We start from the raw sequence: 14,986 nt of genomic DNA, 5'->3' as shown, positions 1-14,986 counted from the left end.
CCGCCTCGTCCTTCGAGCCCCCTACGGGGCGCCTCAGCAACCGTGTTGTTGGGGTTCGCTCCATGGGGTTCGTCTTTTGATAATCGTGTTGATCATGACGATGAATTTCCGCATGGCGGCGACGAGGGCGACCTTGGGTGGTTTGCCGGCATCGCGCAGTCTTTTGTGGAAGGCCTTGATGGCCGGGCTGCAACGGATGGCCGAGAGCGTTGCCATGTAGAGAGCGCATCGGACGGTGGCGCGGCCGCCGGCGATGTGGCGCTGGCCACGCCAGGTGCCGCTGTCGTGGGCGACCGGGGCGACGCCGACGAGGGCTGCGAGCTTCTTGTCGTCGATGGCGCCGAGTTCGGGCAGCTCGGCGATGAGCACGGCGGCGCCGACCTCGCCGATGCCTGGCACGGTCAGCAGCAGGTCGCGGCGTGCGGCCATGTCGGGCTCGGCCTCGATGGCAAGCGCGATGGCGGCATCGACGCGGGCGAGCTGGCTCTTGAGGGCGGCGAGGGTCTCGCCAATCAGCGCGGCGACGGCTTGCGGGGCATGTTCGAGGCGGTTCTTCTCGGCGACCGCCATGTCGATGAGCTGCCGGCGGCGGGCGACGAGGGCAGCAAGCGCGATGCGGCCGTCGTCGATATGGGGGATCTGTGCCGGCCGCATCGCTCTGGCGAAGTGGAGAATGACGCGGGCGTCGACCTGATCGGTCTTGGCCAGCCGCCCGCTGGCCCTGGCGAAATCGCGCACCTGGCGGGGATTGACGACGGCGATGGGAATACCGGCGGCCATCAGCGCCCTGACGATCGCCATCTCGTAACCGCCGGTGGCCTCGACGACGACCAGCTCGGCGCCGGCTATCGCCGTCGCCAGCGCGGTCCGGCCCGGCGCGTCGTTGTCAAAGCGGCCAACGGCGCTTTTGCCCTCGACGGCCACGTCGAAATGGGCTTTCGAGACATCGATGCCGACCATGAAAGCTTGCGGGATACGCATGGGTGCTCCTCCTTGCAACGCGGGCTCAAGGCCCAATCAACCGTTCGAGCGAAGACATGGCGACGGAGATGCTCGCTGAGGCACGAGTTCAAAACCCAGGGATGACACGCATCCCCGTCGCGCAACCCCACTATACAGCAACGGCAACGTACAAGGATGAGGCTCTCTTGGAGGCTGTTCGCATACTCCTGCGTCCGCGGTTATAAGCGCGGCATCCTCCAAAGCCCCTCATGCTGAGGTGCGCAGCCCACAGGTCGAACTCGGAGCACGCCGCAACGCCGCTCCTTGCATCATCGAACTCGGAGCGCTCGCCTCATCCGTCGACTTTCGCAGAATTGATCGATCGATCAGAAATACTCGTTTGTGGCGATCGTGCTGCGGCGCGATAAGCGGTGCATGCTTTCCCGCCCCCCTCGCTCCCCGCCGAATCTCGTCTCTACCGCCGCTGCCGGCGCCGTCGCCATGGCGGCGGCCATGGGCTTCGGGCGTTTCTCTTACACTCCGATCCTGCCTGGCATGATGAGCGGTGTGCCGCTTTCTGCGGCGGATGCCGGATTTATCGCTTCGGCCAATTTCGTCGGCTATCTCGTCGGCGCCGTGCTGGCGGCCTATGGTTGGGCGGCGGGGCGCGAACGGCTGGTGGCGCTCTTGGCACTGCTTGCCAACGCGATCCTGCTCGCCGCCATGGCGGCCACCGATTCCGTCGCGATCTTTGCGGTCATCCGGTTCCTGGCCGGCCTTGCCAGCGCCTTCGCAATGGTTTTCACCTCGTCGATCGTGCTCAGCCACGGGACTGCTGCCGGTAATGACCATGTGCAGGCGGCGCATTTCGGCGGGCCTGGGGCGGGCATCGCGCTTTCGTCGGTCATGGTACTGCTGATCGGTCTCCGCTTTCACGATGAGCCGGGTGGCTGGCGCGCCGATTGGATCGGTGGGGCGCTTTATTGCGCGGCAAGCCTCTTCGTCGTCTGGTGGCTCTTGCCGTCGGCGCCGGCGCAATCGCTGCAGATGGGCAAGGAACCGACGCTCAACTGGAACCGGCCGATGGTGCTTGTCACGCTGTCCTACGGTCTGTTCGGTTTCGGCTACGTGATCACCGCGACCTTCCTCGTCACCATCGCCCGAATGGCAGCGACGGGAGCTTTCGTCGAATTTCTCTGCTGGTTCATCGCCGGAGTGACGGCGGCGGTGGCGCTGTTTGCCTGGAAACCCCTGGTCAGGCCGCTCGGCCTCGGCGGCGTCTACGTCGCCGCGCTTGTCATCGAGGCGGCCGGCGTGCTCGCCACCGTCGCGCTGCCGCCCTCGGTTGCGCCGCTGATCGGCGGGGCCCTATTCGGGGCGACGTTCCTTGCGATCACCGCTTACGGGCTGCAGATCGGCCGCAAGCTTTCGCCCAAGAGCCCGCGGAGAATCCTGGCGATGATGACGGCGGCCTTCGGCCTCGGCCAGATCGTCGGGCCAATCGTTGCGGGCTGGATCGCCGAACGCTCAGGCAGTTTCACCGTGCCGACGGTGATCGCTGCCGGCGCCCTTCTGGTCTGCGCCGCGCTCGTCATGCCGGTGATGAAGGAAATCCCTTAAGTGGTTACAAGTGCGTAACAATGGCTTGAGTCCATTGCCGCTTTCTTCGAACTGCCTTAATTTCCGGGCAATCAGCATCTGCTGATGCTCCCGAGATTCCCGTTCAGGAAAGTACCGCAGTGTTCCTATCATTTTTCCCGAAGCCAAAAGCTTTCTTTATATCGGCCGCACTCTGGTGTTTGGCCGCAGTTCTTCTCTGGTACTTTGGTGGCGAGCAAGCTGGTGCAGCGATCGGACTGCCGCCTCTTCCCGAAGGACAGGAGGCACCTATCGGTGTGTCTGTCTTTTGGACGGCACCTTTCCTCTGGTTCTATATCTACTATTTAATTGTCGTTGGTTTGTTCACGGCCTTCTGGTTCTGGTATAGTCCGCATCCTTGGCAGTCTTGGTCAGTTCTCGGTGCCTCGCTGATCATTTTCACCACCTACTTTGGTGTACAGGTCAGTGTTGCTGTAAACGCTTGGTACGGGCCTTTCTATAATTTGGTCCAGCAAGCGCTCGAGAAGGTAGGTTCAGTTCCCGCTTCACGATTTTATGCGGAACTGCTGATATTCGCCAGTATAGCGTTCGTTGCGGTTGCGATTCGAGTTTTTACCTCGTTCTTCGTAAGCCATTGGGTATTTCGTTGGCGGACAGCGATGAACGACTACTATGTCGCTAACTGGCCCAAGCTGCGGCATGTGGAAGGTGCGTCTCAGCGCGTGCAGGACGATACGATGCGCTTTGCACAAACGATTGAGGGTTTGGGCGTCAGCTTTGTCGACTCCATCATGACGTTGATCGCCTTTTTGCCGGTACTTTTTCGGCTGGGCGCAAATATTACGGAATTGCCGCTGATCGGCCCCATCCCGCATGCGCTTGTCTGGGCCGCAATCTTCTGGTCGTTGTTTGGAACAGTCTTTCTGGCGATTGTCGGTATCAAGCTGCCTGGGCTGCAATTCCTCAATCAGCGCGTGGAAGCCCACTACCGCAAGGAACTGGTCTATGGCGAGGATCATGCAGATCGCGCGGATCCGTTAACGTTGGCTGAATTATTTACGAATGTCCGACGGAATTATTTCCGTATCTATTTTCACTATACATACTTCAATGTCGCGCGTCTTTTCTATTCCCAGGCTGATAATATATTCAGTTTTATCGTTCTCATTCCATCGATTGTGGCAGGTAAGCTGACGCTGGGATTGATGACGCAGATCACGAATGTCTTCGATCAGGTTCGCGGATCTTTTCAATATCTCGTGAGTTCCTGGACGACTATTATCGAGCTGTTGTCCATCTACAAACGTCTTCGGACTTTCGAGGCGGCGATCGACGATGAACCGCTACCTGCGATCGATCGGCACTATCTGGAGAGGGAAGCCGGCGTCGTACATGTCGATGGTTGATTGGTGAGGTTGGGCGGATGAGACGGACTGCGCAGCACCATCCTCATGGTCAAAAGGCCCGTCAGAGCCCCGACGTCTGCTGCAGCTTGCCGCGCGCCTCGATCATCGGGATCGCTTCCGAATAGCTGACGCAGCCGACATCCGCCCGGTGGCAGACGTCGCTAACCAGGCGGTCGAGCGCGCGCCAGTAGGCGCCGCCGTTCATTTCCACGAAATGGAAGCCGAGCTGGAGAGGGATGCGGTCGCCATTATATTGGCGGTCGAAAGCCTGGGAGAAGGCGGCGTAGGCGCGGTTTTCGAATGCCTTCGAATCCGCGCTGTCCTCCTCACCCTTGGAATGGCGGACGAAGAGATTGTAGTCCATGCCGATGATCGGCTTTTCGTTCGGACCTTCTGGGATCAGGGGAAGGCCGAAGCGGAGGATGCCGTCTTCTTCGACAGGCATGGCCGGACCCTTGGTGACGAGGCTTGCATCATAGGTGAAGCCCGCCTTCTTCTCGGCGGCGATCATGTCGGCGCCCGCCGTCGCCGAGAGATAGGGAGCGCGAAAGCCCTTGATGCCGTGATCGACCAGATCCTGCCAGCCGGCGGGTTCATCGAGGCCAACGCTCTTCCAGGCGCTTTTCAATGTGGCATGGAAGGTTGCGTATTCGGCGGACCAGTCGGCCTCGCTCCAGAGGCGGCCGTCGAAATGGCCGCAGGCATGGCTTGCTATGTCGTGACCTTCGAGATGGGCGTGCCAGATATTGCCGAGGCGCTCGCGGATCTCGTCGTCGCTCCGGGCAAAACCGACATTGGATTTTCCGGGTTTCTGGTGCGGCGCCTGATAGGTCTTCTTCGCCGCCTCGTTCATCAGGAAGGTGCAGGAAAGGAAATAGGTGAAATGGGCGCCGTCCTTCGCCGCCATCTCGCGGCTCTTCAGCCAGAGCGCGTTGTCGTGGGCGCCGTCAAAGGAGATGATGACGAGCTGCTTCGGCCGGTCGGCCGCCTCTGCCGCCGCGGGAAGAACGAGAGAGGCAACCAGACAGGTGGCGAGGAGAGGACGAGACATGGGCACCGCGACAATTTGTTCGCGGTTTCCCTCCGATAGAATTGCGGCGAAGCTGCGGTCACAACTGGCATTTTTTCCCGCCAACCGCTAAGTCATGTCAAACTGCACGGAAGGGACCGCAATGGCACTGCTTATCGTCGGCATCATACTTTTTCTCGGGGTGCATTTGGTGCGGGTGGTGGCTCCGGATCTGCGCCGCTCGATGATCGCGCGCCTCGGCGAGAATGGCTGGCGGGCCGGGTATTCGGTTGCGAGCATCCTCACGCTGATCCTGTTGATCTATGGTTTCGGGCAGGCTCGGCAGGTGACCGGCATGCTCTACAATCCGCCGGTCTGGATGGCGCATATATCAATCACGCTGATGTTGATCGCCATGATCTGTCTCGTCGCCTCGCTGTTGCCGGCGGGGCATATTGCGACCAAGACCAAACATCCGATGGTGCTGTCGGTGAAGATCTGGGCGCTGGCGCATCTGCTTGCCAATGGCGAGACGTCGTCGGTGCTGCTGTTTGCGGCCTTCCTTGCCTGGGGCGTGATCGTGCGCATTTCGCTCAAGCGCCGCGAGCGGGCGGGGGAAATCACGCTCCGGCCCTTCGTCTCGGCCAAGTACGACGTCTATGCCGCCGTTATCGGCATCGTCCTCTGGGCGCTGATCATCTGGAAGCTGCACGAATGGCTGATCGGCGTTTCGCCGCTCGCCATGTGACGAATCTTTCACATCCCCCTTACAACGGCGGCAAAATGGGGTAGAAGGCCGGAAATGTGCGTGTCATGCACATGCGTATAGGTATTTCCGCGGCCGGAGACGAGAATGGCATTCAACGACGACAGCTTCATCCGTGAAGTCAATGAGGAATTGCGGTCAGACCAGATGAAGGGCGTTTGGCGCCGGTTCGGCCGCTATATCATTGTCGTCGCCATTCTGATCGTTCTCGGCACCGCCGGCAAGGTTCTCTACGAATATTGGGACGATACCCGCTCCTCCGGCGCCGGCGACCAGTTTCTGGCAGCGATGAAGCTTGCCGACGAGAACAAGAACGACGAGGCGCTGGCCGCGCTTGAAAAGCTGGAGAAGGAGGGCCATGGCGCCTATCCGGTGCTGGCGCGCATGCGGGCGGCGACCGTCCAGGCGCAAAAGGGCGATGCTGCTGCTGCGATCGCCGCCTTCAACGAGATCGGCAAAGACAACAGCGTTCCGGCTGCCGTGCGTGATGTCGCCAAAATGCGCGCGGGCTGGCTGCTGATCGAGAACGGCTCTTATGAGCAGGTTTCGGCCGCGATCGAAGAAATGGCCGTGCCGAGCAACGCTTTCCGCCATTCGGCGCGCGAAGCACTCGGTCTGGCCGCCTACAAGGCCGACAACATGGCGCAGGCGCGGCAATGGTTCCAGTCGATTGTCGACGACGCGGGCAGCCCGCGTCCTGTTGCCAATCGCGCGCAGATGATGCTTGATCTCATTACCGCATCCGGCAAGGCGCCCGCCGCGCAGGGCTGAGTTTTAAGGAAAAAGCATGAGTTTCACGGTCGCCATCGTCGGTCGTCCGAATGTCGGCAAGTCGACGCTTTTCAACCGCCTGGTGGGCAAGAAGCTGGCGCTCGTCGACGATACACCAGGCGTCACCCGTGACCGCCGGCCGGGTGATGCGCGGCTGATGGGACTGACCTTTACGATTATCGACACGGCCGGTCTGGAGGAAGCCGACGAGGAGAGCCTGCAGGGCCGGATGCGCGCTCAGACGGAAGCGGCGATCGACGAGGCCGATCTATCGCTTTTCGTCGTCGACGCCAAGAATGGGCTGACGCCCGTCGATACCGCTCTTGCCGAAATGCTGCGCCGGCGCGGCAAGCCGGTGGTGCTCGTCGCCAACAAATCCGAGGCGCGCGGCTCCGACAGCGGCTTCTACGACGCCTATACGCTGGGGTTGGGCGAGCCGACGCCGATTTCGGCCGAGCACGGTCAGGGCATGCTCGACCTGCGCGACGCGATCGTCGAGGCGATCGGCAAGGACCGGGCCTATGCCAAGGAGGATGTTGCCGTCACGGACGTCGATATTCCCCATTCGGCCGATGAGGGTGAAGACGAGGACGAAGAGCCGGCCTACGACGAGACCAAACCACTCCGGGTGGCGATCGTTGGCCGGCCGAATGCGGGCAAATCGACCCTCATCAACCGCTTCCTCGGCGAGGATCGGCTGCTGACCGGCCCGGAGGCAGGCATTACCCGCGATTCCATTTCGGTGGAATGGGACTGGCGTGGCCGTACCATCAAGATGTTCGATACGGCCGGCATGCGACGCAAGGCGCGAGTGACCGAGAAGCTGGAGAAGCTTTCGGTCGCCGATGCCCTGCGGGCCATCCGCTTCGCCGAAACCGTCGTCATCGTTTTCGATGCGACGATTCCCTTCGAGAAGCAGGACCTGCAGATCGTCGACCTTGTGCTGCGCGAGGGGCGTGCAGCAGTGCTTGCCTTCAACAAGTGGGACATGATCGAAGACCGCCAGGCGGTGCTTGCCGATCTGCGCGAAAAGACTGACCGGCTGCTGCCGCAGGCGCGCGGCATCCGCGCCGTGCCGATCTCCGGCCAGACCGGCTGGGGCCTCGACAAGCTGATGCAGTCGATCATCGATACCGACAGGGTCTGGAACAAGCGTATTTCGACGGCGCGGCTCAACCGCTGGCTGGAGACGCAGCAGATCCAGCATCCGCCACCGGCCGTTTCCGGCCGCCGCATCAAGCTGAAATACATGACGCAGGTCAAGGCCCGCCCGCCGGCCTTCATGATCTCCTGCACCCGCTCGGATGCGCTGCCGGAATCCTATACGCGCTACCTGATCAATGGGTTGCGTGCGGATTTCGACATGCCGAGCGTGCCGATCCGCATCCATTTCCGTTCGCCTGATAATCCGTACGAGTCGAAGAAGAGGCGGACGTAGGGCTGGGCTTGTGCTGATTGGGGTCTTACGCGGCATTGTTGCGCCGTCGTGTGGCATCCCCCTCTGCCCTGCCGGGCATCTCCCCCACAAGGAGGGAGATCGGATCGGCGGACCCGCTCGCTCTAACGTTGATTATTTGAGGAGATTCCATCTCCGAGTCGATCTTCCCTTTGTGGGGGAGATGTCCGGCAGGACAGAGGAGGGTGACCTCAGGCGCGACCGTTCTCCTGCTCGTCTAGCGGCGACGACACGCTTCGCAGCGCCCTGCACAGAAAGAACTGATCAATCTCCGGATGGGAGAGGCCCGGCGGTTTCGCCGGGCTTTCTGCTTCTTGGAAGCGACTTAGCGAATTGCCAAGCCTTTTTCCACTTGGGCGTGATGACCCCATTGGCAGCGCGAATATTGTTGATGAATTGCTGCGTTGCCGCTTCCCAGGAATATTGCATGGCAAGCTCACGCGCCTTGGTGCGCGAGGCGGAGAGAGCGGCCAGGCACGCGGCCTGCAGGTCGGCGTCGAGTGCTCCGACCTCGCTGTCCTCGCCGATGATATCGAGAGGGCCGGTGACCGGATAGGCGGCAACCGGCACGCCCGATGCCAATGCTTCGAGAATGGTGTTGCCGAAGGTGTCGGTGAGCGAGGGGAAGACGAAGACGTCGGCCTGAGCGTAGATTTTCGCCAGATCCTCGCCGAATTTCACGCCGGTGAAATGGACGTTCGGATAACGCTGCTCCAGTTCGGCGCGCGCCGGACCATCGCCGACGACGACCTTGGAGCCCGGCAGCTCGAGATCGAGAAATGCAGGCAGATTCTTTTCCAGCGCCACGCGGCCGACGGTCATGAAAATCGGCCGAGGCAGGCCAAGGGGCTCCGGCTCAAGCGGCATCGGATGGAATTGCGTGGCGTCGATGCCGCGGGTCCAGGGCATCAGGTTCTTGATGCCTCTCGCGGACAATTCGCGAGCAAGGCTTGGCGTCGCCACCATGCAGCCGGCGCCGCCATTGTGGAACCAACGCACGAAGGCGTAGAGCCAGCTCTCCGGGATCGGCAGGCGGGCGGAAACATATTCCGGAAAGCGTGTGTGATAGCTGGTGGAGAAAGGCATGCGCTTGCGCAGGCACCAGCGGCGGGCGGTCAATCCCAGCGGACCTTCAGTCGCGATATGCACATAGGTCGGATTGTGCTTTTCGATCTCTCGCGCGACACGTCGATAATTGGCAATCGACAGGCGGATTTCCGGATAGGTCGGGCAGGGGATGCTGTGGAAACGCTCCGGGGTCACCATCGCAACCTCGACACCCATTTTCGCCAATTCGCGATTGGTGTTCTCGATCGAGCGGACGACTCCATTGACCTGCGGGTGCCAGGCGTCGGTAACGATCACTAGCCTTTCCGGCAGGTTTCCGGCGGCTGCCGCATTGGCCCAGCTCTCGCCGCTGTAAGTATTTGCCGGACGTTGCAGCATGTCGCGATTTCCATCCGCGTTGCAGTGATCTGTCAACGCTCAACCCCAAAGCGGGGTTCCGGAACGGCGATTCCCGCCCGCTTATTTTGAGGCATGACCATGATGGAAATATTACAGCCGCTTGCCAGTGTTTTCAGGCTTTTAGCGGCTCGATCGCCGCGAATATGTCAGAGGCTGATCGCAGTTTTCAGGCAGAAAGAATGACGGCGCCGGTCGGGGACCGGCGCCGCTTGGGAGGTTAGGCGGCAGCGGAAGCCGAACCGGCGAGCGGAACTTCCGAGATCGTCTTCAGGACCTGCGAAGCGATCTGATAGGGGCAGCCCTGCGAGTTCGGGCGGCGATCTTCCAGATAGCCCTTGTAGTCGTTCTTGACGAAGGAGTGCGGCACGCGGATCGAAGCGCCACGGTCGGCAACGCCGTAGGAGAACTTGTTCCACGGAGCGGTTTCGTGCTTGCCGGTCAGGCGCTTGTCGTTGTCAGGACCGTAGACGTTGATGTGGTCCATCAGGTTCTTTTCGAACTGCGCCATCAGCGCTTCGAAGTAGGCCTTGCCGCCGACTTCGCGCATGTACTTGGTCGAGAAGTTGCAATGCATGCCCGAGCCGTTCCAGTCGGTGTCGCCGAGCGGCTTGCAGTGATATTCGATGTCGATGCCGTATTTTTCGGTCAGACGCTGCAGCAGGTAGCGTGCCATCCAGATCTGGTCGGCGGCCTTCTTGGAGCCCTTGCCGAAAATCTGGAATTCCCACTGGCCCTTGGCCACTTCGGCGTTGATGCCTTCGTGGTTGATGCCGGCAGCGAGGCAAAGATCGAGATGCTCTTCGACGATTTCGCGGGCGACGTCGCCGACATTAGAATAGCCGACGCCGGTGTAGTAGGGGCCCTGCGGAGCCGGATAACCCTGCTCGGGGAAGCCGAGCGGGCGGCCGTTCTGGTAGAAGAAATATTCCTGCTCGAAGCCGAACCAGGCATCTTCGTCGTCGAGGATGGTGGCGCGGGCGTTGCTCGGGTGCGGCGTGACGCCATCGGGCATCATGACTTCGCACATGACGAGCACGCCGTTGGTGCGGGCCGGGTCGGGATAGATGGCGACGGGCTTCAGTACGCAATCGGAGCTGCGGCCTTCGGCCTGCATGGTCGACGAGCCGTCGAAGCCCCAGAGCGGAAGCTGTTCCAGCGTTGGGAATGCGTCGAATTCCTTGATCTGCGTCTTGCCACGCAGGTTCGGTACCGGGGTGTACCCATCGAGCCAAATATACTCGAGCTTATATTTTGTCATCGTGACTCTCTCAATGCGACGAAGGTGAGCAAACCCGGAGACGATCTGGGCGCGCAAACGCATCCGACCGCCAGGGGATGCACCTATCGAAGCACGTAGCGTGCCAGTTTGATTGCCGACAAAAGAAAAATCTTAAATCGGCCTGTCGATCCGCACTTTTCCCTTTCTCGAAAGGAGCCCGTTTGAACGATCGAAGGCTGATTCATCAGGAAGATAAAGAGGTTTCCTGCCTCGGAACCGGATGAAAATTTGGGCGTTAGTTCGAAATGGTGAAGTGTTGAACAAATAGGCGGAAGCTTCAGTCATAGACAGCGTATGGATCAATCATAGTTACTTCATGCATATATTTTGTGCAATTTGCATAAAGTATGTGCATCATGCTATGGTCGCAGTCCTGATATCGATGCGCCGAACGGAATGGAGGCGATCTCATGCCCACCGGTTTCCATCGTGAATCCGCGACGATCTACCAGTTTCCCGTTAAGCCGACGCGGGCCGCCAACCGATTCGAACGCGCCAGGCTGATGGAGCGCGAGGCGGCTGATGTCTGCGACGCCGCGCTCGACAGCTGCTGGTATCATGACGAGGCGGTTCGCGAGACGGATCGGCCGACGAAGTCCTGATTTTTACGCCCGGGGAAGAATGCCGATAAGGCGGGAGCGCCCGCGCATGGCATACCTGCGCCGTGGTCATGGGCGGGTTCAGCGATCGCTCAACCCGAGTTTTTCTCTTGCAACCAACGCGCCATGCTCGCTGACGACGCGAGCCGCCACGCCTGCGGCGAAGCGGGCGGCTGCCGGCGCGTCCTGACTCTCAAGATATCGTGCGAGGAAGGCACCATTGAAACTGTCGCCGGCGCTGGTGGTGTCGACGACCTTCTTGACCTTTTCGGCCGGAACGAAGGTCTCCTCGCCGCCGAAATTCAAGTTGACACCGTCCGCGCCATTCTTGACCACGATATTGAGAGCGCCCAGCGCGCGGTAGCGATGAATGGTCGCCTCGATGGAATCGTCGCCGAAATGAGCGGCCTCGTCATCAAAGCTCGGCATGACGAGCACGGAGGAGCGAGCGCCTTCGCTGATCGTCGTATGCATGACATCGTAGCTCGACCACAGGCGGGGACGGATGTTCGGGTCGAACACCACGAGCTTGCCGGCTGCCTTGGCGCGGCGGATTTCGGAGAGCAGCGTTGCGGCATCCTCCTGCGGCAGGATGGCAAGGGTGATGCCGGAGAAATAAACGAGATCGGCGCTCTCCACCGCCTCGCGCAGAAGATCCGGATCGGCAGCCAGGCTACGGGCGGCCGAACTGTCGCGCCAATAGCTGAAGGAGCGTTCGCCGTTCTTCAGGTTGATCATGTAGAGGCCCGGCGTCTTGCCCTTGATGCGGCGGATGAGGTTTGTGCCGATACCCGCCCCTGCGATAAAGGCAGCCATCTCGTCCGACATGGCGTCGTCACCGAGCGCGGTGAAATAATCGACCGACCAATCGGGGCCGAGGCAAGCGCGGGCATACCAGGCGGTATTGAAGGTATCGCCGGCAAAGCCCTTGCGCAGCAGGCCGTCGCCGGCCTGAGAGAGCTCCACCATGCATTCACCGATCGACAGAAACCGTCTTCCGTTCACCTTGTCCTCCCGGCATAGGAGCGCCGCTGATGCAACAGGTCGCTCTATCGCTTTGAATTAACGCTTCATCCGCTGATACGCGGAGCCGGGCGGAGTGACAAGCGTCGATATTGCGAGCGCCATTGCGACAAGGAACCGAAAGCCGCCTTCGCGGGCAAGCGAAGGCGGGCGAGCGCGAAGGGTGTTTATTCGTGGATGGTGTAGCTGCCGAGCTCGCAAAGATCCTGCGTGTCTTCGGTGGTGTCGAGGTCCGAGTCTTCGTCGAATTCGAAGCGCATGTCGTATTTGCAGACGGTGCGGCCGTCGGCGATGGTGATGTTCACGGTCTCGCCCGGATTGAGGACATCCTCGCCGAACACGTCTTCTTCCCAGCTGTTGACGCCTGTCGGCGAGCTGTAGAAGCGCGTCAGGACGGACTTGGTCCCGTTGGTGAGCTGGAATTTCAAATCTTCGGCATGCGACGATACGGCGGAGGTGGCGACGATCGCGGCGGCAAGCGCAATCAATCCGGACAGTTTCGATTTCATATATGCAGTTCCCCATAGCCTATGATTAGGCGGAGAAAGACATAGCATATCCGCATCTAAATCTTTCTTAGCGGAGACTATAGATTCCGAAGTAACTGTGTTTTGGCCGTTTCGCCGCGAAGGGGACGTGACAAAGCGTTTGGAAAAAGCGAAGGCCCCTTCATGCGACCCTCCCTCAATCACGGTCTGTCCATATGATAACAGGCGGCCTTCTGGCCGGGCCGGACTTCCTCGGTCGGCGGCATTTCGGTGCGGCAGATGTCGGTCGCCTTCCAGCAGCGGGGAGAGAAGACGCAGCCTTTCGGCGGATTCAGCGGCGAGGGCGGATCGCCCTGTAGGCGGATGCGGGTGCGCAGGCGCGCGAGCTTCGGATCCGGGATTGGGGCCGCAGAAAAGAGCGCCTGGGTATAGGGGTGGGCGGGATGATCGAAGACGGTGGCGCAGTCGCCTGATTCCACCACGCGGCCGAGATAGAGCACCAGCACATCGTCGGAGATCAGGCGCACGACGGAGAGGTCGTGGCTGATGAAGATCAGCGTCAGGCCGAATTCCTTTCGCAGCTTGCGCAGGAGCGTAATGACCTGGCCTTGGATCGAAACGTCGAGAGCCGAAACCGGCTCGTCGCAGACGATGAGCTTCGGTTTGGTGACGATTGCCCGCGCTATCCCGATGCGTTGCGCCTGGCCGCCGGAGAATTCGTGCGGATAGCGGTTGATCATCTCCGGCACGAGGCCGACGGCGCTCATGATTTCGCGCACGCGCTGGGTACGCTCGGCCTTCGAAAGCTTCGTTTCGAAGACGGTCAGCGGCTCGGCGATGATGTCTCCGACCGTCATGCGCGGGTCGAGCGAGGCGATCGGATCCTGGAAGATGATCTGCATGTCGCGCCGCGCGGCGCGCATTTCCTCCTCCGACAGGTCGAGAAGATTGCGGCCCTGCCAGAGGATGCGGCCCTTCTGCGATTTCAACAGCCGCAGGATGGAACGGCCGAGCGTGGATTTGCCGCAGCCGGATTCGCCGACGACTCCGAGTGTGCGGCCTTCGGCGAGATCGAAGCTGACATTGTTGACGGCGGTAAGGAAGACCGGCGGCTTAAAGAGGCCTTTCGCCGGCAGTTCGAACTGGGTGGTGAGGTTTTCGACCCTCAGCAGTGATCGGTCAGCCATGGTTCAGCAACTCCTCACGGCGTGGAAAGGGATGGTAGCAGGCCGCACAGTGGCGCGGTCCCAACGGTTCGAGGGGAGGCGGACGATCGATGCAATCGTCCTGGACCTGCGAACAGCGCGGCGAGAAATTGCAGCCCTTCGGCAGGTGCTGCAGGTTCGGCGGGCGGCCGGGGATGACGACGAGGTGGTCGACATCCTGGTCCGGGCGCGGGATAGAGGCATGCAGCGCCGCCGTATAGGGATGGGCGGGACTATCGAAGAGTTCGTCGACAGGCGCTTCCTCGACGATGCGGCCGGCATACATGACGGCGACGCGGTCAGCGAGGCCGGCGACGACGCCGAGATCGTGGGTGATCATGATGAGCGCTGTGTTCATCTCCGCCGTCAGATCGTTGAAGAGATCGAGGATCTGCGCCTGGATGGTGACGTCGAGCGCCGTCGTCGGCTCGTCGGCAATCAGGAGCTTCGGCTTGGTGAGCAGCGCCATGGCGATGACGATGCGCTGGCGCATGCCGCCTGACAATTCGTGCGGATAAAGGTGGAAGCGCCGCATCGGGTCGGGAATGCCGACGCGTTTGAGGATGTCGAGGGCAGCGTCCGATGCGGCGCGCGCCGTCAGGCCGCGGTGGACCTCCAGCTGTTCCGTCAACTGCCGGGAAATCTTCAGCGACGGGTTCAGCGCTGTCATCGGGTCCTGGAAGACCATGGCCATGTCCTTGCCGCGGATCTGGTCGAGCTCGCGCGGTTTCAGCGACAGCACGTCCTTGCCTTCGAGCAGCGCCTGTCCCGCCGTCCTGCCGTTCTTGGCAAGCAGGCCCATGATGCCGAGGAAGGTCTGGCTCTTGCCGGAGCCGGACTCGCCGACGATGGCGATGCGCTCGCCGCGCCGGACGGTGAGGTTCATGTTGGACACCGCCTTCACGTCGCCGTCTGGGGTCGCAAAGGTGATCGAGTAATCCTTGAGTTCGAGGAGGATGTCTTTTTCTTGGAGCAT

The 14,986-nt window shown here is 61.1% G+C and carries 14 protein-coding genes; 6 read left to right on the top strand and 8 right to left on the bottom strand.

The features are described 5' to 3' along the window. Positions 1 to 33: 33 nt before the first annotated feature. Positions 34 to 981 (bottom strand): IS110 family transposase, encoded by a 948-nt coding sequence (locus tag AMK00_RS15840; RefSeq protein ID WP_064809531.1) that lies wholly within the window; start codon positions 979 to 981, stop codon positions 34 to 36. Positions 982 to 1,377: 396 nt separating this feature from the next. Between AMK00_RS15840 and AMK00_RS15830 the strand changes: the two genes are divergently transcribed. Both AMK00_RS15830 and sbmA read left to right on the top strand, forming a co-directional pair. After that, positions 1,378 to 2,562 carry an MFS transporter gene (locus AMK00_RS15830; protein ID WP_064811739.1) on the top strand — a complete coding sequence of 395 codons (1,185 nt, stop codon included), beginning with the start codon at positions 1,378 to 1,380 and terminating at the stop codon, positions 2,560 to 2,562. Positions 2,563 to 2,681: 119 nt separating this feature from the next. After that, the gene (gene sbmA, locus AMK00_RS15825) at positions 2,682 to 3,947 is read left to right on the top strand and encodes a peptide antibiotic transporter SbmA (protein ID WP_064811022.1); all 1,266 of its coding nucleotides are present in this window, start codon (positions 2,682 to 2,684) and stop codon (positions 3,945 to 3,947) included. Positions 3,948 to 4,008: 61 nt separating this feature from the next. Here the strand turns inward: sbmA and AMK00_RS15820 are convergent, their stop codons facing one another. Continuing rightward, positions 4,009 to 4,998 carry a hypothetical protein gene (locus AMK00_RS15820; protein ID WP_064811021.1) on the bottom strand — a complete coding sequence of 330 codons (990 nt, stop codon included), beginning with the start codon at positions 4,996 to 4,998 and terminating at the stop codon, positions 4,009 to 4,011. 121 nt (positions 4,999 to 5,119) lie between these two features. On the opposite strand from AMK00_RS15820, the gene AMK00_RS15815 reads away from it, so the two are divergent. From AMK00_RS15815 to der, 3 genes are all read left to right on the top strand, one after another. Beyond that, positions 5,120 to 5,704 carry an NnrU family protein gene (locus AMK00_RS15815; protein WP_064811020.1) on the top strand — a complete coding sequence of 195 codons (585 nt, stop codon included), beginning with the start codon at positions 5,120 to 5,122 and terminating at the stop codon, positions 5,702 to 5,704. 105 nt (positions 5,705 to 5,809) lie between these two features. Then, on the top strand, positions 5,810 to 6,493 hold the full coding sequence (locus AMK00_RS15810; RefSeq protein WP_064811019.1) for a tetratricopeptide repeat protein: 684 nt from the start codon (positions 5,810 to 5,812) through the stop codon (positions 6,491 to 6,493). Between the two features lie 16 nt (positions 6,494 to 6,509). Continuing rightward, the gene (gene der, locus AMK00_RS15805) at positions 6,510 to 7,931 is read left to right on the top strand and encodes a ribosome biogenesis GTPase Der (RefSeq protein WP_064804199.1); all 1,422 of its coding nucleotides are present in this window, start codon (positions 6,510 to 6,512) and stop codon (positions 7,929 to 7,931) included. A gap of 282 nt (positions 7,932 to 8,213) precedes the next feature. Here the strand turns inward: der and AMK00_RS15800 are convergent, their stop codons facing one another. Beyond that, positions 8,214 to 9,395, bottom strand: coding sequence for a glycosyltransferase family 4 protein (locus AMK00_RS15800; RefSeq protein WP_064811018.1), 1,182 nt, complete (start codon positions 9,393 to 9,395; stop codon positions 8,214 to 8,216). Between the two features lie 238 nt (positions 9,396 to 9,633). Next, entirely contained in the window at positions 9,634 to 10,674 is a 1,041-nt protein-coding gene (locus tag AMK00_RS15795; protein ID WP_064804195.1) for a glutamine synthetase beta-grasp domain-containing protein, read from the bottom strand. A gap of 431 nt (positions 10,675 to 11,105) precedes the next feature. Here AMK00_RS15795 and gstI point away from each other — a divergent pair, with 431 nt between their 5' ends. Continuing rightward, entirely contained in the window at positions 11,106 to 11,297 is a 192-nt protein-coding gene (gene gstI, locus AMK00_RS15790; RefSeq protein ID WP_064804193.1) for a glutamine synthetase translation inhibitor GstI, read from the top strand. A gap of 78 nt (positions 11,298 to 11,375) precedes the next feature. Here the strand turns inward: gstI and AMK00_RS15785 are convergent, their stop codons facing one another. The 4 genes from AMK00_RS15785 to AMK00_RS15770 all read right to left on the bottom strand — a co-directional run bounded on the left by AMK00_RS15785 (position 11,376) and on the right by AMK00_RS15770 (position 14,986). Further along, positions 11,376 to 12,263: a sugar kinase gene (locus AMK00_RS15785; protein ID WP_064804191.1), complete on the bottom strand. Its 888-nt coding sequence runs from the start codon at positions 12,261 to 12,263 to the stop codon at positions 11,376 to 11,378. A gap of 221 nt (positions 12,264 to 12,484) precedes the next feature. Further along, on the bottom strand, positions 12,485 to 12,826 hold the full coding sequence (locus AMK00_RS15780) for a hypothetical protein (RefSeq protein ID WP_064804189.1): 342 nt from the start codon (positions 12,824 to 12,826) through the stop codon (positions 12,485 to 12,487). A gap of 179 nt (positions 12,827 to 13,005) precedes the next feature. After that, a complete protein-coding gene (locus tag AMK00_RS15775) occupies positions 13,006 to 13,992 on the bottom strand; it encodes an ABC transporter ATP-binding protein (RefSeq protein WP_064804187.1) in 987 nt (328 codons plus the stop codon). Further along, positions 13,985 to 14,986, bottom strand: coding sequence for an ABC transporter ATP-binding protein (locus AMK00_RS15770; RefSeq protein WP_064811017.1), 1,002 nt, complete (start codon positions 14,984 to 14,986; stop codon positions 13,985 to 13,987). The genes AMK00_RS15775 and AMK00_RS15770 overlap by 8 nt, the downstream gene beginning before the upstream one ends.

The organism is Rhizobium sp. N621 (genome assembly GCF_001664325.1).
GTDB lineage: Bacteria > Pseudomonadota > Alphaproteobacteria > Rhizobiales > Rhizobiaceae > Rhizobium > Rhizobium esperanzae.
Note: the sequence above shows the minus strand (reverse complement) of the source record. Positions and strands in the feature narration are given on the sequence as shown.